This is a genomic window from Gillisella vitis (assembly GCF_021559775.1).
GTDB classification, from domain to species: domain Bacteria; phylum Pseudomonadota; class Alphaproteobacteria; order Rhizobiales; family Rhizobiaceae; genus Allorhizobium; species Allorhizobium ampelinum.
On record NZ_CP056047.1, the window covers coordinates 2,821,307 to 2,844,061 of the forward strand.

Consider the following 22,755-nt stretch of genomic DNA (forward strand, 5'->3'; position numbering starts at 1 on the left):
CGTGAAGACACTCGTAAAACTTTTTGCGTCCATCGCTTTGGGCGCAGCCGTCATGTCGTCGTCTGTGTTTGCAGCCGACAAGGGCACGGTTGGCATTGCCATGCCAACAAAGTCTTCGGCCCGCTGGATCGATGACGGCAACAACATCGTCAAGCAGCTCAAGGAAGCCGGTTACACCACCGACCTTCAGTATGCTGACGACGATATCCCGAACCAGCTCTCGCAGATCGAGAACATGGTCACCAAGGGCGCCAAGGTTCTGGTCGTCGCCGCCATCGACGGCACGACACTGTCCGACGTGCTGAAGCAGGCCCATGACGCGGGCATCAAGGTCATTGCCTATGACCGCCTGATCCGCGACAGCGCCAATGTCGATTACTACGCAACCTTCGACAACTTCCAGGTCGGCGTCTTGCAGGCTGGCACGCTGGTTGACGGCCTCGGCCTCAAGGACGGCAAAGGTCCGTTCAACATCGAGCTGTTCGGCGGCTCGCCTGACGACAACAACGCCTTCTTCTTCTACAATGGCGCAATGTCGGTTCTCCAGCCTTACATCGACAGCGGCAAGCTCGTCGTGAAGTCCGGCCAGACCGGCATGGACAAGGTCGGTACGCTGCGTTGGGATGGTGCCGTTGCCCAGGCCCGTATGGATAACCTGCTGTCGGCCTATTACACCGACGCCAAGGTCAATGCCGTTCTGTCTCCTTATGACGGTATCTCCATCGGCATCATTTCCTCGCTGAAGGGCGTTGGCTATGGTTCCAAGGACCAGCCGCTGCCATTCATCTCCGGTCAGGATGCTGAAGTGCCTTCGGTCAAGTCGATCATTGCCGGTGAGCAGTATTCGACGATCTTCAAGGACACCCGCGATCTCGCCAAGGTGACCGTTTCCATGGTCAACGCGCTGATGGAAGGCAAGACGCCTGAAGTCAACGACACCAAGACCTACGACAACGGCGTCAAGGTGGTTCCGGCTTACCTGCTGAAGCCTGTTGCTGTGACCAAGACCAACTACGAAAAGGTCCTGGTTGAAGGCGGCTACTACAAGGCCGACCAGCTGAAGTAACAAAAAGCGGCCGGAACTTTTCAAGCAAAAGTTCCGGCTTCCTTTTTATTGTCGCCCGCCTGCGCATTTCTACTGTGGATTTGACCTATTGTGGATTTGGACGGCCGTGGCTCTGGAACGATATTATGGAAAATACCATCCTCGAAATGCGGAACATCACCAAGACGTTCCCGGGCGTGAAAGCGCTTGAGAATGTGAACCTCAAGGTTCGCCGTGGTGAAATCCATGCATTGGTGGGAGAGAACGGGGCCGGAAAATCCACCCTGATGAAAGTTCTCTCCGGCGTTTACCCCGCAGGAACCTATGATGGCGACATCGTCTATGATGGCGAAGTGCGCAATTTCAAGGTGATCAAGAATAGCGAAGAAATCGGCATTATCATCATCCACCAGGAACTGGCTTTGGTTCCGCAGCTGTCGATTGCCGAAAACATCTTCCTTGGCAATGAGATTGCCAGCAATGGCGTCATCAGCTGGGAAGAAACCTTCAGCCGCACCAAGAAGCTCCTCGCCAAGGTTGGCTTGAAGGAGCAGCCATCAACGCTGGTGACGGATATCGGCGTCGGCAAGCAGCAGCTGGCGGAAATTGCCAAGGCTTTGTCAAAAAGCGTCAAGCTTTTGATCCTCGATGAACCGACTGCCTCGCTCAACGAAACCGACAGCGATGCGCTTCTCAATCTGCTGATCGAGTTCCGCGAACAGGGCATCACCTCGATCATCATCACCCATAAGCTGAACGAAGTGCGCAAGGTGGCCGACCAGATCACCGTGCTGCGCGACGGCATGACGGTCAAGACATTGAACTGTCATGAGGAAGAAGTCAGCGAAGACGTCATCATCCGCAACATGGTCGGCCGCGATCTCGAAGACCGCTACCCGCCACGCGACGTGCCGATTGGCGAAACCGTTCTTGAGGTTAAAAACTGGAACGCCTTCCACCATCAGCACCGGGAACGTCAGGTTCTGCACGACATCAATGTGTCAGTGAAACGCGGCGAAGTCGTCGGCATTGCCGGGCTGATGGGCGCTGGACGAACCGAATTCGCCATGAGCGTGTTTGGCAAATCCTATGGCCATAAGATCAGCGGCGATGTTCTGATCGACGGCAAGCCGGTCGATGTCTCGACCGTGCGCAAGGCCATCGACGCGGGCCTCGCCTATGTCACCGAGGACCGCAAGCATCTCGGTCTGGTTCTGGCCGAGACGATCCTGCACAATACCACGCTTGCCAATCTGCCCGGGGTATCCAAGGCCACCGTCATCAACGATATCAGGGAAATCAAGATCGCCACCGATTATCGCTCGAAGCTGCGCATCCGCTCACACGGCATCTACCAGGAAACTGTCAATCTATCGGGCGGCAACCAGCAGAAGGTGGTTTTGTCGAAATGGCTGTTTTCCAACCCGGAAGTTCTCATTCTCGATGAACCGACCCGTGGTATCGACGTTGGCGCGAAATACGAAATCTACAGCATCATCAACCAGCTTGCAGCCGACGGAAAAGGCGTTCTGATGATTTCATCGGAAATGCCCGAACTGCTTGGCACCTGCGATCGCATCTACGTCATGAATGAAGGACGCATGGTGGCCGAGCTCTCGAAAGAAGAGGCAAGCCAGGAAAGCATCATGCGCGCTATCATGCGCTCAGGGGAGAAGAAATAATGAGTTCCGTCAACCCTTCCACGGAAGAACAGAACGTGGTGTCGGTCGCCTCCTATATTCGCGCCAATATCCGCGAATATGGCATGTTGATCGCGCTCGTCGCCATCATGGTGTTTTTCCAGTTCTACACGGGCGGCATTCTCTTCAAGCCGGTCAACCTGACCAATCTGGTTTTGCAGAACTCCTTCATCATCATCATGGCGCTTGGCATGCTGCTGGTGATCGTTGCCGGACATATCGATCTGTCGGTCGGCTCGATCGTCGGCTTCATCGGCGCCATCGCCGCCATCCTGACCGTGCAATGGGGCCTTGGCTTCCTGCCAACGGTTTTGATCTGTTTGGTGATTGGCGGTGTGATCGGTGCGGCGCAAGGCTATTGGGTCGCCTATCACCGCATTCCGTCCTTCATTGTCACGCTGGCTGGGATGCTGGTGTTTCGTGGCCTGACCCTGTTCGTGCTCGGTGGCCGTAACATCGGTCCTTTCCCCAAGGAATTCCAGCTGATCAGCACCGGCTTCCTGCCGGATCTGTTCGACATGGGTGAAATCCATTCGACATCGATTATCCTGACCGTGATCGGTGCTGTCGCTCTGTTCGTACTCGCCTGGCGTCGTCGGCAGGTCAATGTCGCCCACGGCATCGATGTCGAGCCGTTCGGCTTCTTCGTAGCACAGAACCTGATCGTCTCAGGCGCTGTCTTGCTGCTCGGCTATCTGCTGTCAACCTATCGCGGCATGCCGAACGTTCTGGTCGTCATGCTCGTGCTGATCATGCTCTATTCCTTCGTCACCCGCCGCACCACCATTGGTCGCCGGATCTACGCCATGGGCGGCAATGAAAAGGCCACCAAGCTGTCGGGTATCAATACCGAGCGGCTGAGCTTCCTGACCTTCGTCAACATGGGCGTTCTGGCGGGCCTCGCCGGCATGATCGTCGCGGCGCGCCTCAATTCCGCAACGCCGAAGGCTGGCAGCGGCTTCGAGCTTGACGTGATTGCAGCCTGCTTCATTGGCGGCGCATCGGCCTCAGGCGGCGTCGGCAAGATCACCGGTGCTGTCATCGGTGCCTTCATCATGGGCGTGATGAACAACGGCATGTCGATCATCGGTCTCGGCATCGACTTCCAGCAGATGGTCAAGGGCCTGGTGCTGCTCGCCGCCGTGTTCTTCGACGTCTATAACAAAAATAAAGCAGCCTGACACTTTTGGGCCGGAAGCACGCACCTGCTTCCGGCCCGAACCCCACGACGTGCAGCAATCCCGGGAATAATGTGAAGCGGCGTTCCTGCCGATTGCATGAGAGTAAAACCAGAGACCGTTTCAACGCCTCCGTTGCCATATGAAACGCTCCATGAAATGTTCCAAGGACACTGAACAATGTATCTTTCACAGTTGAAGGCTGGCGGAGTGATCTGCCGGCAGGGTGAAACCGCGCGCCTCGTGCCAGGATTTTCCTCCACCTACGATCTCGCCAAGGCAGCAATTGCGGCCAAGACGTCCATTGCCGACCTGATCGCCAAACAAGGCGCAGGCGATACCGTCGATCTCGCAGCCCTTGCTGCCAGTGGCAAGCTGGATTGCCCGGTGCGTCACCCCGATGCCGCCCATATGTTCCTGACCGGCACTGGCCTTACCCATACCGGTTCAGCATCGGCCCGTGACAATATGCATGCCGACACGGCAGGCATGAGCGATTCGATGAAAATGTTCCGCATGGGCCTTGAAGGCGGCAAGCCAAAGGCTGGTGAATGGGGCGTTCAGCCGGAATGGTTCTACAAAGGCACCGGCGTCAATGCGATTGCGCCGGGCGACGGGTTGGAATCGCCGTCCTTTGCGCTTGATGGCGGCGAAGAACCGGAAATCGCGGGCTTTTATGTTATCGATAACGACGGCACACCGGTTCGTCTCGGCTTTTCGCTCGCCAACGAATTTTCCGACCATGTGACCGAGAAGATCAACTATCTCTATCTTGCCCATTCCAAGCTGCGCCCCGCCTCTTTCGGCCCGGAACTGCTGATCGGCGATCTTCCGGCCAACGTCACCGGCGCATCGAAGATCCTGCGGGATGGCAAGACGGTCTGGGAAAAGCCCTTCCTGTCGGGTGAGGACAACATGTCCCACACCATCGCCAATCTGGAATATCACCATTTCAAATACGGGTTGTTCTGCCAGCCGGGCGACCTGCATGTGCATATGTTCGGCACTGCGACGCTGTCCTTTGCCGATGGCTTCAAGACCGTTCCCGGCGACGTGTTCGAAGTCAGCGCCAGCCAGTTCGGCCTGCCGCTGCAAAACCCGCTGGTGGTGGCGGCGGAAACGCCCTTTGCCGTCAAGACGCTTTGATTCCGGTCTATCCGGCATCGACATTGCCTGAATGAATCAAACAGCGGTGCTCTAGAGTTTGTCAGGGAAAAGTGGAAACCGGTTTTCCCGAAAAGACAAACGAAAACAAGAGAAGCTAGAGTCTGTCTGGTTCAATCTGAACCTGACAGACTCTAGCCGCGAAAACTGAACGAAACACGGGATAGAAACGCCATGAGTGGTTTTACACCAAAAGCTTGGCCTCGCAAACTGAGGTCGCAGGAATGGTACGGCGGCAACTCACGCGATACGATCTACCATCGCGGCTGGATGAAGAACCAGGGGTATCCGCATGACCTGTTCGATGGCCGTCCGGTCATCGGTGTTCTCAACACCTGGTCGGACCTCACCCCCTGCAACGGCCATCTGCGCGAGCTGGCCGAAAAGGTGAAGGCCGGCATCTGGGAAGCCGGTGGTTTTCCGGTCGAAGTGCCGGTGTTCTCGGCGTCTGAAAACACCTTCCGTCCGACCGCGATGATGTATCGCAACTTGGCGGCGCTGGCCGTCGAGGAAGCCATGCGCGGCCAGCCGATTGATGGCGCCGTGCTGCTGGTCGGCTGCGACAAGACCACACCATCGCTGGTGATGGCTGCCGCCTCCACCGACATTCCCTCCATCGTCGTTACCGGCGGGCCGATGCTGAACGGCTATTTCCGCGGCGAGCGCGTCGGCTCCGGCACGCATCTGTGGAAATTCTCGGAAGCCGTCAAGGCAGGCGAGATGACCCAGGAAGAATTCATGGAGGCCGAAGCCTCGATGTCACGCTCCAGCGGCACCTGCAACACCATGGGCACAGCCTCGACCATGGCGTCTATGGTGGAATCGCTCGGCATGGCCTTGTCCGGCAATGCCGCCATTCCCGCCGTGGACAGCCGCCGCCGGGTGATGGCGCAGCTTTCGGGTCGCCGGATTGTGCAAATGGTCAAGGACGACCTGAAACCATCCGACATCATGACCAAGGAAGCCTTTGAAAACGCCATCCGTATCAATGGTGCCATCGGCGGTTCCACCAATGCGGTCGTGCATCTTCTGGCCATGGCCGGTCGCTGTGGCATCGACCTGACGCTGGATGACTGGGACCGCTGTGGCCGCGATATCCCGACCATCGTCAACCTGATGCCATCGGGCGAGTATCTGATGGAAGAGTTCTTCTATGCCGGTGGTCTGCCGGTGGTCATCAAGATGCTGGCGGAAGCCGGCAAGCTGCATAAGGACGCGCTGACCGTTTCCGGCGAGACGCTGTGGGACGAAGTCAAGGATGTCCGCAACTGGAACGAAGACGTCATCCGTCCGTTCGACAAGGCGCTGACCCAGCAGGGCGGCATCGCCGTGCTGCGTGGAAACCTGGCCCCGAAGGGCTGCGTGCTGAAGCCATCGGCGGCCTCCGCGCATCTGATGAAGCATCGCGGCCGCGCCGTGGTGTTCGAAGACATTGACGATTACAAGGCCAAGATCAATGACGAGGCCCTCGACATTGACGAAACCTGCGTGATGGTGATGAAGAACTGTGGTCCGCGTGGCTATCCAGGCATGGCCGAGGTCGGCAATATGGGCCTGCCGCCCAAGGTGCTGCGCAAGGGCATTACCGACATGGTGCGCATTTCCGATGCCCGCATGTCCGGCACCGCATACGGTACCGTGCTGCTGCACACATCACCGGAAGCCGCCCGTGGCGGCCCACTCGCCATCGTCAAGAATGGCGACTTCATCGAGATCGATGTCGAGGCACGCCGGGTGCATCTGGATATTTCCGACGAGGAAATGCAGCGCCGCCTGGCCAATTGGCGTCCGAATGTTGAGCCGCCAGCCAGCGGCTATGCCCGCCTGTTCCACGATCACGTGGAGGGTGCCGATACCGGCGCCGACTTCGACTTCCTCAAGGGCTGCCGTGGTGCCGCCGTTGGCAAGGACGCGCATTGATCCATCTCTCTCCCGTCAAGCGCGCCCCAAAGGCGCGCTTGACACCATTCAATGACGAGACAGGGAACAGGTCATGACCTCTTCTGAAAACACCGGAACCAGGATTGCCCTGGCGCTGGCCGGCGTCGGCAAGATTGCCCGCGACCAGCATATTCCGTCCTGCGAAAACGGCAGTGACTTCGTGATCGCCGCCGCCATCAGCCGCAATGGCAAGATCGACAGCGCCGAGAATTTCGAAAATTTCGACGTGTTTCTGGAGACCCGCCAGGATATCCGCGCCATCGCGCTGTGCACCCCACCCGATGTCCGCTTCGCCATGGCCAAGAAGGCGATTGCCAGCGGCCTAGACGTGCTGATGGAAAAGCCGCCTGCGGCAACCATCGGCGAAGCCCAGGCGCTGGCCGAATTGGCGCGTGACGCGGGCGTCACCCTGTTTGCCACCTGGCATTCCCGCTTTGCCAATGGCGTTGAACCGGCCCGCCAATGGCTCTTGGACAAGACCATCACCCGGATTGAGATCACCTGGAAGGAAGATGTCCGTCGCTGGCATCCCGGACAGGCATGGATCTGGGAGGCTGGCGGTTTCGGCGTGTTCGATCCGGGCATCAACGCGCTGTCGATCTTGACCGCGATCATTCCAGGCCAGACCATCGTTGAAAAAGCCGCCTTGTCCTTCCCCGCCAATCGCCAGCAGCCGATTGCCGCAAGCCTTGCGATGCGCAGCGCAGCCGGTGCGCCGATCAAGGCCGAGTTCGACTGGCGCCAGGAAGGTCCGCAGACCTGGGATATCGTCGTCGAGACGGATCAGGGCACGCTGAGGCTCGCAAAAGGCGGCGCGGAACTCTATATAAATGAGACACTGACCGTCGAAGGCCCCGACCGGGAATATGCCCGCATCTACACGCGTTTTGCCGAACTGGTGCGCAGCCGCAAAAGCGACGTCGATTTCCAGCCACTTCGGCTGGTTGCCGACGCCTTTCTGACGGCGGAGCGTCATGAAGTGGAAGCCTTCGTCGAGTAAGACCAGTTTTATCGGACGGGATCGACGTCAGTCGATTCCGCCCTCCAAGCCGAATGCCCAAGCAAACGATGCGACAAAGTTCCGACGTCGGCGCATCCAGGGCAAATAGCAGCACGACCGGTTAATTGCCGTCCGCCTGCCGAACGACACTTTTGAAAGGACTGCTCCATGACGCTGAACCTCACCGGAAAACACCTGATTGCCGGCGAATGGGTTGAAGGTACGGGAACCTTCACCTCCAGCCCTGCTTCGGGCGAGAGCCATACATTCTTCCTGGGCTCCGCCGCTCTGGTCGACCGCGCCATGAAAGCCGCCGAACAGGCCTTTGCCAGCTATGGCTATTCCTCCCGTGAAGAGCGCGCCAAGTTTCTGGAAGCCATCGCCGAGGAAATCGATGCACGCGGCGATGAAATCACCAAGATCGGCACCCAGGAAACCGGCCTGCCGGAAGCCCGCCTGATCGGCGAGCGTGGCCGCACCACCGGTCAGCTGCGGTTGTTTGCCGACCATATCCGAAAGGGCGATTATCTCGACCGCCGCCATGATGCCGCCCTGCCGGAACGCCAGCCCCTGCCCCGTCCCGACATTCGCCTGATGCAGCGGCCCATCGGCCCGGTGGGCGTGTTCGGCGCGTCGAATTTCCCGCTGGCTTTCTCCACCGCTGGCGGCGACACCGCCTCGGCGCTGGCCGCCGGTTGCCCTGTTGTCGTCAAGGGTCATGAAGCCCATCCGGGTACTGCGGAAATCGTCGCCCAGGCGATCCACGCCGCCATCAAGAGCACCGGCGTCCATCCCGGCACCTTCTCGCTGGTCCAGGGCGGCAACCGCGAAACCGGCGAAGCCATCTGCCTGCATCCGTTGACCCGCGCCGTCGGCTTTACCGGCTCGCTGCGCGGTGGCCGCGCGCTGTTTGATCTCTGCGTGCGCCGTGATGAGCCCATTCCATTCTTCGGCGAATTGGGATCGGTCAATCCGATGTTCCTGCTGCCCGCCGCCGTCTCGGCCCGTGGCGAGGCCATTGCCAAGGGTTGGGCGGGTTCGCTCACCATGGGCGCTGGCCAGTTCTGCACCAATCCCGGCATCGCCATCATCAAGGCAGGCCCTGAGGCCGACGCCTTCCTGGAAGCCGCCAAGACCGCGCTGGCTGCCGCCAATGCCCAGACCATGCTGACCGATGGCATTGCCAATGCCTACCGCGAAGGTGCCAAGCGCATCGAGGAAACCTCGGGCGTCCAGTCCGTGCTGACCTCCACCTGCGACCTGCGCAATGCCAAGCCCTATCTGTTTGCCACGACAGGTGAAAACTGGCTGGCAAACCATGTGTTGAGCGAGGAAGTCTTCGGTCCGCTCGGTGTGTTCGTCACTGTCAAGGACGAAGATGAAATGGTTGGCATTGCAGAAAGCCTGGTCGGCCAGTTGACCACGACACTGCAAATGGACGACGCCGACGCGCAGATCGCGCGCAAGCTGCTGCCAATCCTGGAACGCAAGTCTGGCCGCGTGCTGGCCAACGGTTTCCCGACTGGTGTCGAGGTTTGCGATGCCATGGTGCATGGCGGGCCTTATCCGGCCACCACCAATTTCGGCGCAACCTCTGTCGGTACGATGGCGATCCGTCGCTTCCTGCGTCCGGTCAGCTATCAGAACATTCCGGTCGCCCTGCTGCCGGAAGACCTGCAATAAGCGCGGACGAACAGCATGGCTGACATAACCGAAACGGGTGCAGAGATCGGCCAGCCCTTCGTTGGGCTTGCCGATTGGGGCACCAGCAATTTCCGCCTCTGGCTGGTGGATGGCGCGGGCAATGTGCTCGGCGAGCGCCAGTCTGCCGACGGCATGTCGGCCTGCGCGGCGGACAACCGGTTTGCAGCCGTGTTGGAAGAACATCTGGAGGCGCTGTCAGCGCCTCTGGATCTTCCGGTGGTGATCGCCGGCATGGCGGGCGCTCGCGCCGGTTGGCTGGAAGCGCCCTATGTCGAAACCCCCGCTTCGCTGTCCGGTCTTCATCACCATAGCGTCAGCCCGAAAGCATCGCGCCCGGTTTATATTCTGCCCGGCCTCTGCCAGATCAAGACTGGCCCTTTCGATGTGATGCGTGGCGAAGAAACCCAACTCGCTGGCGTTGTGGCGGGCGGCATGGCTTCGGGCGTGATCTGCATGCCCGGCACCCATTGCAAATGGGTTTATTTGGAAAACGGCGTGGTGCAGCGATTTCGCACCGTCATGACCGGCGAATTGTTTGACCTGATTGCCAAACAATCGATCCTGCGCTTGTCGATCCAGCAAGCCCCGGCAGAAACCGACCAGACGGTGTTTGCCGATGCAGTCAGCGAAGCACTGGGCGAAAATTTCACCCTGACCACCAGCCTGTTTTCGATCCGTGCCGCCGGTCTGCTTTCATCGCCTGGAGCCAACGAGGCGGCCAGCCGGCTCTCCGGCCTGCTGATCGGCGCGGAAATCGCGGGCATGCGCGAGTGGGTCCGTTCCGGCAAGACCGTGCATATCGTCGGCTCGAAAGCGCTCTCGGCGCTCTATGCCAAGGCGATCACCCTGGCGGACGGCAGTGCCAGCATTCTTGACGGCAGCGCCCTGGTGCGCGACGGTCTGTTTGCCGCCGCCAAGGCCATTCTTCAAAACTGACGTTAGGACCAGATCATGACCACCACCCATACCCCATGGCCGCAGTTGAAGCGCGAACTGGTCGCCATCCTGCGCGGCATCGGTCCCGAGGACATCGAAAGCGTTGTCGATGTGCTTCTGGAACAGGGCTTCGAGGCCATCGAAGTACCGCTGAATTCGCCCGATCCGTTCATTTCCATCGAAAAAGCCCGCAAGCGTGCGCCTGATGGTGTGCTGATCGGCGCGGGAACCGTACTGGATGCCGGTTCGGTCGAACAATTGCATAGTGTTGGCGGCAACCTTCTGGTGACACCGAACACCGACCCGGCAGTCATTGGCCAGGCCGCCCGGCTGGGCATGGTGTCGATGCCCGGCGCCTTTACCCCGACAGAAGCGCTGGCCGCCATCAAGGCCGGTGCCTCGGCGATCAAATTCTTCCCCGCCAGCGTGCTGGGACCAAGCGGCATCAATGCCATCAAGGCCATTTTGCCCGCCAATTTCCCAATCGGTGCCGTCGGCGGCGTTGGCGAAAACAATTTCGGCGACTATCTGAAGGCGGGCGTTCGTGCCTTCGGCATCGGTACCAGCCTCTACAAGCCCGGCGACAAGGCCGATGTGGTCAAGGAGCGCGCCGCAACGCTGGTCGCTGCCTATGATGCCGCCGTTGCTGCCCATAAGGCATAGGGTTTTATCCGCTGTCTGCCAGCGTTGACGTCACCATGCGCTGGCAGATAGAGAGATCGATCTATCCGCCCATGGAGTACATACCCAAAAAATCCTGTATCATGGATAGGATCTGGTTTGAGGGAATACACATGCGGCTGATATTGCTGGGCTTGGGCTGGTTTTTCGTCGCGCTCGGCATTGTCGGCATTTTCCTGCCGGTGCTACCAACCACACCGTTCATCATCCTCGCCGCAGCCCTGTTTGCCCGCTCCTCGCCGCGCTTTGAGCAATGGCTACTCGATCATCCGCGTTTCGGCCAACCGCTGCTGGACTGGCGCCGCCAGGGCGCAATCTCGACACGTGCTAAAATCGCCGCTGTCCTGGCAATGGGCCTGAGTTTTGTTGTGATGTGGTTCTTTTCCTCAGCGCCGCTTTTCGTGCGGGTTGGTACTGGGGTCATCCTTATCTGCTCAGCAGCTTTCGTCGTCAGCCGGCCAGAGCCCAAACAATAACCTCTATTCCGGCACCGCCGGCAGCACGCAGTCGGTCTTGTTCAAATGTCGCTCACGGAAGAAGATGAACAAGCCGGAGCCGATAATCAGGGCTGCGCCGATCACCATGCCGGTGCGGGGTACATCCCCGAAAAACAGCCAGCCGAACAGCACTGCCCAGAGCAAAAGCGTATATTGCAAGGGTGCCACCGCTGCGGCATCGGATATTTTCAGCGCCCGGTTGACCAGCATATGTGCCGCCATGGCAACGATGCCGAGCAGGCCCAGCATGACGATATCGGTGAGGGAGCCGATCTCGACCCAGTCGAAGGGCGCGAAAAACAGTCCTCCAACCAGCGCCGCCGTCACCTGGAACAGCACCAGCAGCTTATCCGGCGTAGCCCGTAGCGAACGGCCTGACAGCATCATGAAAGCAAAGGCAGCACTGCCGATAATGGAAATCAGCGCCGGTACCGAAAACATCGCCCGCGATGGTTCCAGCGTGATGATCACACCGATAAAACCCACCACGATGGCGGTGATACGCCGCCAGCCAAGCTTTTCTCCCAGCAGAAACGGCGCGCAGGCAGCCACGTAGATCGGCGCGGCCAACCAATAGGTCATCACATCGGCGAGCGGCAGATAGCTGACGGCGTAGTAGAAGCCGATGATTTCCACCGTCGAACACGTCACCCGCGCCAGCTGCATCCAGGGCCGCTCAACGCTGAGGATCGGAGAAAGCCCGCCGCGAACGATAAAAGGCAGCAGGATCAGCAGCGCCGCGACGCTGCGCAGCACCACGACCTGCCCTAGACCGTAATGGGCGACAAGCGCCTTGGCCATGGCATCGTTTAGCGCAAACATCAGCATCCCCGCCAGCATGATGGCCGGACCGGTGGCACGAGAGGTTTGAAAATTGGCGAGGAGCGAACGGATCACGACTGTAGGCCTTGATAAAGAATGAGCGAATTAGCCGTCCCTATCATGCGCGGAGCGAACCGCCCATACAGATCCGCTGAAATAAGTACGCGACAACAATTGATAAAGTCATCGGATGACTTTATCAATTATCAAATGAGACCCGTGCAAAAAACCAATCTGGCCGATGGGGCCGCCGAACGCATTCGAACCGCCCTAGGCCGTGGGACGTGGCGGATCGGCGAAAAATTGCCCAATGAGCAAAGCCTGTCTGAAGCGCTGCATGTCAGCCGCGGGACGATCCGCGAAGCTGTACGGGTGCTGGTGGCGCAGGGCCTACTGGAAACCCGCCAGGGCTCCGGCACCTATGTGATCAAAGACCGCATCACCCCCGAACCGCTGGACCTTGCCCGCCGCACCAGCCTGCGCGACCGGCTGGAGGCCCGGCTGGCACTGGATGTCGAGGGGGCAAGGCTGGCCGCCATCAGGGCGAGACCGGCCACCATCAGGCAATTACACGCCCTGCTGGATCAGCGTGGCCATTCCGGTGCTGATCCCGACCGTAACGCTTTTATCGCTCGCGATCTGGCCTTTCACCGGGCGGTGATCGCCGCATCGGAAAACGCCGCCATGCTGGAGCTTTACGAGTTTTTCACCCGCTCGATTACCCAGACCATTGAGGCGACCACCGGCGGCCTGCTGCCGGAACCGGACCTTGACGCCCACCGCGCCATTGTCGATGCCATTGCCAGCGGCGATCCAGGCCAAGCAGACAGTGCGGTGCGCGCCTTCATGCAGCCGGTGCTTATCTTTCTCGATGACATTGCCTCCACTGAAAGCCTTAACCGATGACGAATGCCCATCCCAAGCTTGATCTTGGCGACGAATTGCTGATTGATGCGCAGGCCGAAGACGCCCCTCTCCCGCCGCAGGCATCAGGCCGGTCGCCTCTGTCGCGCATCGTTCTGGGCATCAGCCTCGTGTTGATTGCCTTCAACCTGCGCCCGTTGTTTTCCAGCGCCTCGACACTGCTGCCGGAAATACGCGATCAATTGGGTCTCTCCGTGCTGGGTGCCAGCCTGCTCACCACCTTGCCGGTGGTTTGCCTTGGGGTCTTCTCACCCCTGGCGCCCAGACTTGGCGACCGCTACGGCGCGGAAAAGACCCTGTTGGCCGTCATGGCGTTTCTGGCCATCGGCACCGCCTTGCGCGGCTTTTCCAGCCTTCCCGCCCTGTTTTTCGGCACAGCGCTTGCCGGTGCCTGCATTGCGGTCGGAAATGTGCTGCTGCCGGGTCTGGTGAAGCGCGATTTCCCTGATCGGGCCGCGTTGATGACCGGCTTTTACACCATGGCGCTCTGTGGCGGCGCGGCGGCGGCTGCCGGGCTAACCCTGCCGATCGAGGCGGCCAGCGGCGGCTCGCTGGCTATCGGCCTAGCCGCCTGGGCGCTTCCGGCTGCCGTGGTGTTCCTGCTGTTTCTACCGCAGGCCTTTTCCGCCCATGCTGCAAGGCCAGGGTTCAAGGCCGAGGTTAAAGGCCTGTGGCGCGACCGGCTGGCCTGGAACGTGACGCTTTATACCGGGTTACAATCGGCGCTGGCCTATTGTGTGTTCGGTTGGCTGGTGCCGATCCTGCGGGAACGCGGGCTGGATGGGGTAACGGCAGGCGCGGTCGTCTCGGTCTCGGTCATGGTGCAGGCGGCGGCCTGTATTGTCGCGCCGCAGCTTGCCGTTCGGGGCAGGAACCAAAGCCTCGTCAATGCCACTGTAGCCATTCTCGCGGTCATCGCACTGATCGGCCTGTTGTTTGCACCGCTTTCCAGCCTGTGGATCTGGGCCGTTCTGCAAGGCATCGGTCAGGGCGGCCTGATTGCACTGGCCATGACCGCCATCGTGCTGCGCTCTGGCAGCCCGCAGATTGCCGCCCATCTCTCCGGCATGGCGCAATGCGTCGGCTATTGCCTGGCCGCCATTGGCCCGCTGCTGGTCGGGCTGATCCGTGGCTTCACAGGCAGTTTCGCCTGGGCCGCGCTGCTGTTTGTCGCGCTCGGCCTTGGCGCGGCCTGGAATGGCTGGCGGGCAGGCCGCGATCTGCGGGTCGATGTGGTGATCGACAAAAAACCTCATTGACACCAAATGGTTAAATCGGAAGAGTAAAAGGACCTGCCACGGAAAATGGCAAGGCGCATTCCATGCGCGACACTCTCAAGTCTTGGATGGATGTGGGGCCGTCGCACTGGTTTCAAGACGAGAATGTTTGAGCATTGTCTTGCCTTGGAATAAGGAAATGGACGAGACGTGGGCGGCTCGTCGCGGCGCGCCGGTTGATCGACGGAAAGAGGGGCAATTGTCATGGGTCTGCAACGGATATTCGCCGGGACGGTGCTTGCCTTCCTGGGTCTCATGCTGCCAGCCTCCATACAATCAGCGATGGCTGCCGAAACCAACCGCAGCATCGCCCTGACCCAGGATGGCGATTACAGCGGCTTTGACCTGCGCACCGCGCAAAACGTCACGCTGGACCAATGCCAGGCAAGCTGTATCGATGACAAATCCTGCCGCGCTTTCACCTATAATCTCAAGGCGCGCTGGTGCTTCCTGAAATCGGATTTCAACCAGATCAGCCCCTTTGCGGGTGCTGTTGCCGGTAAGATTGTCACCAGTGCCACTGAGCCGGATATCGGCGCGCCCGCAAAGCTCGGCTTCATCTCCGATGGTCTGCGCGCGCAAGCCAACGCGTTCAAAGCGCGGCTGGCACAGACGGCGGAACAGCCCGAACTTGGCCTGAACGGATTGATCGGTCGCGCCCATGCCAGCCTGTCGGCGGGCAAAGGCGCGGACGCCCTGGCCGGGTTTCTGGCCGCCGCCCAGCTTTCCCCTGAGGATGCCAGCCTGTGGATCAGCGCCGCTCGTGCCGCCAACACCATCAAGGATGATCGCGCAACTGCTAATCAGGGGCTTTACGCTGCCCTTCTCGGCTATGACCTGACCCGCAGCGCCAAGGAGCGAGCCGATGCACTGGCTGTGCTGGCCAAGGCGCTGGAGAAAAACGAGAATTTTCGTGGGGCGCTGAACGCCTATAAGGCGAGCCTTGAGCTTGTCGCCGATAAGTCCGTTCGCGCCGCCTATCTGGCGCTGAAAGCCACCAAGGGTTTTCGCATCACCGGCAACAGTGTTGATGCCGATGCCGCCAGCCCTCGCGCCTGCGTGCAATTTTCCGACCCGTTGATCAATCGCGGCACGGATTATACCGCCTTTGTCACCGTCAATGGCAAGCCGCCAAAAGTGCTGGAAGCCAAGGACAGCCAGCTTTGCGTCGAGGGTCTGGACTATGGCCAGCGCTATACGATTGGACTGCGGGAAGGCCTGCCCTCCTCCGTCGATGAGCCGCTGGCGGCAAAGACCGATATCGACGTCTATATCCGCGACCGCAGCCCGACCGTGCGCTTTACCGGTGACCATTTCGTGCTGCCATCCGCAGCCCGGCGCGGCATTCCGCTGGTCTCTGTCAATACCGAGCGGGCCAATCTGAAACTTTACCGGATCGGCGAGCGGGCGATTGCGCCGCTGATGAGCAATTCGCAATTTCTCTCGCAGCTCAGTGGCTACGGGGCTGACCGGATCGAAAAGGACAATGGCGAACTGGTCTGGCAAGGTGCCATCGACATTGAAAGCAGCCTGAACCGTGAGGTCACCACCAGTTTTCCGGTGGACGAGGCTCTGCCAGAACGCAAGCCCGGCATCTATGTGCTGACAGCCGCCGCCGCTGCCGGGAAAAGTGATGAATGGGAAGACCGCGCCACCCAATGGTTCCTGGTGTCCGATATTGGCCTTTCCACCTTTGCCGGTACTGACGGGTTGAACGTGTTTGCCCGCTCGCTGAACTCCGCCAAGCCAATCGCCGGTGTCGAGCTGAAGCTGCTGGCCCGCAACAACGAAATCCTCGGCACTGCCACCACCGATGAACAGGGCCGGGCCACCTTTTCCGCCGGATTGATGCGCTCTGGTGCGGCGCTAGCGCCTGCCGTTCTGACCGGCGAGCAACCGGGCAAGGATTTCGTGTTCCTCGACATGACCAAGGCCGGTTTCGACCTGTCGGACCGGGGCGTCACCGGGCGCACCGCACCGGGCGCTATCGATATTTTCGCCTGGACGGAACGCGGCATCTACCGCCCCGGCGACATGGTGCATGTGGCAGCCCTGGCCCGCGACATCGGCGCGGAAGCCATCGACGGCCTGCCGCTGACCTTCATTTTCACACGCCCCGACGGCGTGGAATATCGCCGTATGGTCAGCACCGGCGCCGGACTTGGCGGCCATGTTGTGGATCTGGCGCTGGATACCTCGGTGATGCGCGGCACCTGGACGCTTGGCATCCATGTCGATCCGAAAAAACCGGCCATTGCCGAAAAAACCTTTCTGGTCGATGATTTCCTGCCCGACCGGATCGAATTCGACCTGAAACCGGCAGCGGACGTGCTGAAACCCGGCATGCCGCTGTCGGTTGGTGTCGATGGCCGCTATCTCTACGGCGCACCGGCTGCTGGGCTTGCGCTGGAAGGCGACATGGTCATCAAGCCGACCCGCAGCCGCGACGATCTGCCCGGCTTCGTCTTCGGCCTTGCCGATGAAGAGGCCGGAGACAATAGCAACCTGACGCTGGACGCCCTCCAGCCGCTGGACGACAAGGGCCATGGCAGCGTCGATCTTCAGGTTGATGATCTGCCCGCCACCACGCAGCTGTTGCAGGCGCAATTGTCCGTGCGCCTGAAGGAAGGCGGCGGCCGGGCAGTGGAGCGGCAATTGACCCTGCCGGTTGAGACCGGCCAGCCCGCCATCGGCATCAAGCCGGAGTTTTCCGGCGAACTTTCCGAAAACAGCACCGGACATTTCCAGCTGATCGCGCTCGACGCTGATGGCAAGCCACAGGCGCTTCCAGGTGCAAAGTGGAAATTGTTGAAATTGGAGCGCGATTACCAATGGTATCGCGACGGCAGCGCCTGGCGCTTCGAACCGATCACCACCACCAAGCTTGCCGCCAGCGGCACGGTCGATATCGGCGCGGAGAAAACCGATCTGCCGATGCCGGTGGGCTGGGGCCGTTACCGGTTGGAAGTCGATGCGCCAACACCGAATGGCGCGGCTTCCAGCATCGAATTCAATGCCGGCTGGTTTGTCGAGGCGGGCTCGACCGAAACCCCGGACGCATTGGAAATCGGCCTCGACAAACCAGTCTACAAGATCGGTGAAACCGCCAAGCTGAAAGTATCGTCGCGCTATGCTGGTGAGGTTCTGGTGACCATCGGCTCCGAGACCCTGATCGCGACGCAGACCGCCAGCCTTGCCGCCATCGGTGGTGAGATCGATATTCCCGTCACCGACAATATCGGCGCGGGTACCTATATCACCGCAACCCTTTATCGTCCGGGCGAAAGTCAGGAAACCCGCGCCGATGCGCGCCATCGGCGTCACCTGGCTCAGCGTCGATCCGGCCAACCGCAAGCTGGCCATCAAGCTCAGCCCGCCGCAGCAGATCGAGCCGCGTCGCAAGCTGACCGTGCCAATCAGCGTCACCGGTGGCGGCAATGATGCCTATGTCACGGTGGCGGCTGTGGATGTCGGCATTCTCAACCTCACCCGCTTTGAGACGCCTGACCCGGATGGCTGGTATTTTGGCCAGCGGCGTCTGGGCATTGAAATGCGCGATCTCTACGGTCAGTTGATCGACGGATCGCTTGGTGCCATGGGCAAGCTGCGCACCGGCGGCGATGGCGGCATGATGGCCTTGCAGGCTAGTCCGCCCAAGGAAAAACTGGTGGCGCTGTTTTCCGGCCCTGTTCATCTCGACCATACCGGCAAGGCGCAGGTGGAGTTTGACATTCCGCAATTCAACGGCACCGTGCGCCTGATGGCCGTCGCCTGGAACCGCACCGGCATCGGCCATGCGCAAACGGATGTGATCGTCCGCGACCCCGTCGTCATCACCGCCTCCCTGCCGCGCTTCCTCGCCCCCGGCGATCAGGCCCGGCTCCAGCTCGATCTGGCCGCCACCGATGCGCCTGACGGAGATTACCTCTTGTCGCTGAAGGGCAATCCATCGGTGGAAATTGACCCTGCCAAGGCGCAGATTCCGGTCACATTGAAGGCAGGCGCGCGCACCAGTCTGTCGATCGGGTTGAAGGGGCTTGCCCCCGGCGATGGCACGGTTTCCGTGGCGCTTACCTCTGTCGGAACGGCTTCTGCCGGAGAGACCAATGGTGCAGGAACGTCTACCACCGGGACAAATACCGGGGAGACAAAGAACACTGGGCTGTCGCTCACCCGTTCGCTGGATCTACCGGTGCGCCCAGCCGCACTGCCAGTGACGACGCGGCGCGAATTGCCGCTGGCGGCGGGCAAAAGCCTGAGCGTGGACGGCGATCTTCTGGCCGATAGCGTGCTGCAAGGCGCGTCGCTGAGCCTTTCGGTGTCACGCGGCGCCAATTTCGACATTGCCGCCCTGCTGACCAGCCTTGACCGCTACCCCTATGGCTGCGCCGAGCAGACCACCAGCCGGGCGCTGCCGCTGCTCTACCTCAACGATCTCGCCAATGTCGCCGGTCTGCCCGCTGATGCCGATATCAACCGGCGCATTCAGGACGCCATCTACCGGGTGCTGTCCTATCAGGCGGCGCAAGGCAGTTTCGGCCTTTGGGCACCCGGTTCGGAAGATCTGTGGCTGGACGCCTATGTCAGTGATTTCCTGACCCGCGCCCGCGAAAAGGGCTTCGACGTACCCGACAACGCCCTGGTGCAGGCGCTGGATAATCTGGCCAACAAGCTCTCCTATGACACCGATGTCGAAGCGCAGGGCAATGAAATAGCCTATGCGCTCTATGTGCTGGCCCGCAATCGCCGCGCCGCGATCAGCGACCTGCGCTACTACGCCGATACGATGCTGGACCGGTTCCCGACGCCACTGTCCAAGGCGCATCTGGCTGCGGCCCTGTCGCTCTATGGCGATCCGGTCAAGGCCGAGGCGATATTCCGGGCCGCAAGCGAGCAATCGCAGCAAGGCTCGATCACGCCAGTCAGTCTGGCTCGGTCAGATTACGGTTCGCAATTGCGCGATGGTGCCGCCATCCTGGCGCTGGCCGCCGAGGCCCGGCCCGTACCGCCGATCATCCCGGCCCTCAGCAGGTCGGTGATCGAGGACTGGAAGCGCAAGTCCTATACCAGCACCCAGGAGGAAAGCTGGATGCTGCTGGCCGCCCGGGCGCTGGACAAAAGCGACGATGGCCTTGCCGTGACCGTCAATGGCAGCCTGAAAACCAGCGGCTATAGGGCGAGGATCGAGGGCGAGGAGCTGATGCATCAGCCGGTGACGCTGGAAAATAGCGGGGCCGATCCGCTGACGGCAACAGTCACCACGGTGGCCGTGCCGAAATATCCGCTGCCTGCGGCCAGCGAAGGCTTCACCATCGAGCGCAACTATTACACACTGTCGGGCGAGAAGATGAATATCAGCGAGGCGGCGCAGAACCAGCGTTATGTCGTGGTGCTGAAAGTTGCCCAGACTGCTATGGGAGAACCGAGCCTGCCAACCCAATTGCTGGTGACGGACCTCCTCCCCGCTGGCCTGGAAATCGACAATCCGGCCCTAGTCGGCAGTGCTGATCTCGCCAATTTCGACTGGCTGGGCGAGACCAAAGCCGCCCATCTGGAATTCCGCGACGACCGCTTTGTCGCCGCCCTCGACAGCGCCAGTCAGAACAGTGGCGACATGGTTCTCGCCTATGTGGTGCGCGCCGTGACACCTGGTGTGTTCGACCTCCCCGCCGCCAGCGTTGAGGATATGTATCGCCCGCAGCGCTACGCCCGCACCGCGACGGGACACATGGAGGTCAGGGCAGAACAGTGATCCGGCGCGGTGCAACATTCGGTCTGGTGCTGCTGGCCTGCCTGCTTGTCGGCGGGGCGGTTTGGCATGGGCTGAACCGGCTGGATGCGGCCTTTCCGCCGCCGCTTGATGCGATCAGCCCGAATTCAGCTGAACTTCTGGATGCCGATGGGCAATTGCTGCGGGCCTTCACCACGCAGGAAGGCCGCTGGCGGCTGAAAACCGTGGCCGCCGATGTCGACCCTTTGCTGCTGCGGATGCTGGTTGCCTATGAGGACCGGCGTTTCTATCAGCATTCCGGCGTCGATGGGCTGGCGCTTAGCCGGGCGGCCCTTCAGCTCATCCGCCATGGCCGGATCGTGTCAGGTGCATCAACGCTGTCCATGCAGGTGGCAAGGCTGATCGAACCTCGAAAATCACGCTCCTTCCTCGCCAAGGCCCAGCAAGCGCTGCGGGCCATCCAGATCGAGCACCGGCTGGACAAGGCCGCCATTCTCGATCTCTACCTGACCCATGCCCCCTACGGCGGCAATCTCGAAGGGGTGCGGGCCGCCTCGCTTGCCTATTTCGGCAAGGAGCCGAAACATCTGACGCCTGCGCAAGCAGCCCTGCTGGTGGCCCTGCCACAATTGCCGGAACGGCGGCGGCCCGACCGCTTTGCCGATAACGCCCTTGCTGCCCGCGACCGGGTGCTGGCGCGCATGGAAAAAGCCGGCATTGTTTCTACCCAGGACCGGCAATTGGCAAGCGCCGTGCCGATCCCGCAGACAAGGCTGGAATTGCCGATGCTCGCGGCCCATGTCGGCGATGCCGAGCGACGCAAGCGGCCAGAAAACCTAAACTATCCGACCACACTCAGGAAAGACGTGCAGGCCGCCCTGGAAACCGTGGCGAGACAAGCCGCCCAAAGACTTCCGCCAAAAGTTTCCGTGGCAATCCTGGCCGCCGACATCCGCACCGGCGAGATCCTCGCCCGGGTCGGTTCCGCGTCCTATCTCGATGCCAGCCGCTCCGGCTGGATCGACATGACGCGCATTAAGCGGTCGCCGGGCTCGACGCTGAAGCCGTTGATCTACGGCCTGGCTTTCGAACAGGGTCTGATTGCCCAGGATACGGTGATCGAGGATCGTCCCGCCGATTTCGCGGGCTATAGGCCGAAAAATTTCGACATGCATTATCAGGGCGACGTCACCATTCGCGATGCCCTGCAACTGTCGCTGAACGTGCCGGCAGTCCGCTTGCTGGAAGCCGTCGGCCCCTCGCAATTGCTTGCCCGGCTGAAACGAGCCGATATCAAGATCGATCTTCCCAAGGCGGAAGCGCCGGGACTGGCCATCGCGTTGGGCGGTGCCGGTACGACGCTGAAGGATCTCGTCGGGCTTTATACCGCCCTTGCCCGGCAAGGCAGCGCCATCCGGCTGCGCGACTGCGCTATCCCCAGTGGCGCTCATGTTCAGCCCGGACGCCTGCTGGAACCGGCAGCGGCCTGGAACGTCACCGATATCCTGTCCGGCGTCGCCCCGCCGCTTGGCGCGCTGACCGGGCGAATCGCCTATAAGACCGGCACCAGCTACGGCTACCGCGATGGCTGGTCGATCGGTTATGATGGCCGCACGGTGATTGGAGTGTGGATCGGCAGGGCGGATAACAGTGCCATTCCCGGTCTAACCGGTTATGGCACCGCAGCCCCTGTTTTGTTTGAGGCTTTTGCCCGGTCCAAACTGCCGCAAGCCCCCCTGCCCCCGCCGCCGGAGGGCGCCTTGCGGATCGCCAAGAGCGACCTGGCCCCCGGCCTCAGGCGCTTTTCACGCGACGCCAGCGGCTTGATCGCCCTCAATGCGCGCGAAAAACCGCCGATGATTGTCTATCCGCCGGAAGGCGCCCATGTGGAACTCGGCCGGACCGCCGATGGCACGCAGCTCCCGCTGGTGCTGAAACTTCAGGCGGGCCGCGCGCCCTTCCGCTGGCTGGCCAATGGACAGGCCCTGCCGGATCTTGCCCGCACCCGCACCACCCGCTGGACACCCGATGGCAATGGTTACTCCACACTAACGGTGATCGATGCCGGCGGCCGCAGTGCCAGCGTTGGCATTTTCCTTCAATAACATTGATTTAAACTTATATATTACAAGCTCATATACCCTCGATAAAAAGG

14 protein-coding genes and 1 pseudogene are annotated in these 22,755 nt (G+C 60.8%); 14 read left to right on the forward strand and 1 reads right to left on the reverse strand.

From position 1 onward, the window contains the following. The first annotated feature begins 52 nt into the window (after positions 1-52). The 10 genes from chvE to AVCG78_RS13225 all read left to right on the forward strand — a co-directional run bounded on the left by chvE (position 53) and on the right by AVCG78_RS13225 (position 11,825). Positions 53-1,066, forward strand: coding sequence for a multiple monosaccharide ABC transporter substrate-binding protein (gene chvE / locus AVCG78_RS13180; protein ID WP_156536035.1), 1,014 nt, complete (start codon positions 53-55; stop codon positions 1,064-1,066). Positions 1,067-1,191: 125 nt separating this feature from the next. Further along, the gene (gene mmsA / locus AVCG78_RS13185; RefSeq protein ID WP_071204791.1) at positions 1,192-2,727 is read left to right on the forward strand and encodes a multiple monosaccharide ABC transporter ATP-binding protein; all 1,536 of its coding nucleotides are present in this window, start codon (positions 1,192-1,194) and stop codon (positions 2,725-2,727) included. Continuing rightward, on the forward strand, positions 2,727-3,926 hold the full coding sequence (mmsB, locus tag AVCG78_RS13190) for a multiple monosaccharide ABC transporter permease (protein ID WP_071204792.1): 1,200 nt from the start codon (positions 2,727-2,729) through the stop codon (positions 3,924-3,926). Before mmsA ends, mmsB begins: the two co-directional genes overlap by 1 nt. 177 nt (positions 3,927-4,103) lie before the next feature. After that, a complete protein-coding gene (gene araD1 / locus AVCG78_RS13195; protein WP_071204793.1) occupies positions 4,104-5,069 on the forward strand; it encodes an AraD1 family protein in 966 nt (321 codons plus the stop codon). A gap of 192 nt (positions 5,070-5,261) precedes the next feature. After that, complete coding sequence (gene araD / locus AVCG78_RS13200; RefSeq protein ID WP_156582944.1) at positions 5,262-7,007, forward strand: L-arabinonate dehydratase; 1,746 nt, start codon at positions 5,262-5,264, stop codon at positions 7,005-7,007. A gap of 73 nt (positions 7,008-7,080) precedes the next feature. Further along, positions 7,081-8,028, forward strand: a complete 948-nt coding sequence (locus tag AVCG78_RS13205; protein WP_156582946.1) for a Gfo/Idh/MocA family protein — start codon at positions 7,081-7,083, stop codon at positions 8,026-8,028. Positions 8,029-8,196: 168 nt separating this feature from the next. Next, on the forward strand, positions 8,197-9,711 hold the full coding sequence (locus tag AVCG78_RS13210) for an aldehyde dehydrogenase (NADP(+)) (RefSeq protein ID WP_071584929.1): 1,515 nt from the start codon (positions 8,197-8,199) through the stop codon (positions 9,709-9,711). A 15-nt stretch (positions 9,712-9,726) separates the two neighbouring features. Further along, positions 9,727-10,668, forward strand: coding sequence for a 2-dehydro-3-deoxygalactonokinase (locus tag AVCG78_RS13215; protein WP_071204797.1), 942 nt, complete (start codon positions 9,727-9,729; stop codon positions 10,666-10,668). A gap of 15 nt (positions 10,669-10,683) precedes the next feature. After that, on the forward strand, positions 10,684-11,331 hold the full coding sequence (locus AVCG78_RS13220; RefSeq protein ID WP_015917238.1) for a 2-dehydro-3-deoxy-6-phosphogalactonate aldolase: 648 nt from the start codon (positions 10,684-10,686) through the stop codon (positions 11,329-11,331). Between the two features lie 131 nt (positions 11,332-11,462). Continuing rightward, entirely contained in the window at positions 11,463-11,825 is a 363-nt protein-coding gene (locus AVCG78_RS13225; RefSeq protein WP_071204798.1) for a YbaN family protein, read from the forward strand. Between the two features lie 3 nt (positions 11,826-11,828). Here AVCG78_RS13225 and AVCG78_RS13230 read toward each other — a convergent pair whose 3' ends face one another. Beyond that, positions 11,829-12,686: a DMT family transporter gene (locus AVCG78_RS13230; protein WP_156582954.1), complete on the reverse strand. Its 858-nt coding sequence runs from the start codon at positions 12,684-12,686 to the stop codon at positions 11,829-11,831. 192 nt (positions 12,687-12,878) lie between these two features. Here AVCG78_RS13230 and AVCG78_RS13235 point away from each other — a divergent pair, with 192 nt between their 5' ends. The 4 genes and pseudogenes from AVCG78_RS13235 to pbpC all read left to right on the forward strand — a co-directional run bounded on the left by AVCG78_RS13235 (position 12,879) and on the right by pbpC (position 22,705). Beyond that, positions 12,879-13,574: a FadR/GntR family transcriptional regulator gene (locus AVCG78_RS13235; protein ID WP_071204799.1), complete on the forward strand. Its 696-nt coding sequence runs from the start codon at positions 12,879-12,881 to the stop codon at positions 13,572-13,574. Continuing rightward, the gene (locus tag AVCG78_RS13240; protein WP_071584931.1) at positions 13,571-14,851 is read left to right on the forward strand and encodes a CynX/NimT family MFS transporter; all 1,281 of its coding nucleotides are present in this window, start codon (positions 13,571-13,573) and stop codon (positions 14,849-14,851) included. Before AVCG78_RS13235 ends, AVCG78_RS13240 begins: the two co-directional genes overlap by 4 nt. A 222-nt stretch (positions 14,852-15,073) precedes the next feature. Further along, a pseudogene (locus AVCG78_RS13245) lies at positions 15,074-20,621 on the forward strand (MG2 domain-containing protein). Then, complete coding sequence (pbpC, locus tag AVCG78_RS13250; protein WP_071204815.1) at positions 20,621-22,705, forward strand: penicillin-binding protein 1C; 2,085 nt, start codon at positions 20,621-20,623, stop codon at positions 22,703-22,705. The pseudogene AVCG78_RS13245 and the gene pbpC overlap by 1 nt, the downstream one beginning before the upstream one ends. Positions 22,706-22,755: the final 50 nt, after the last annotated feature.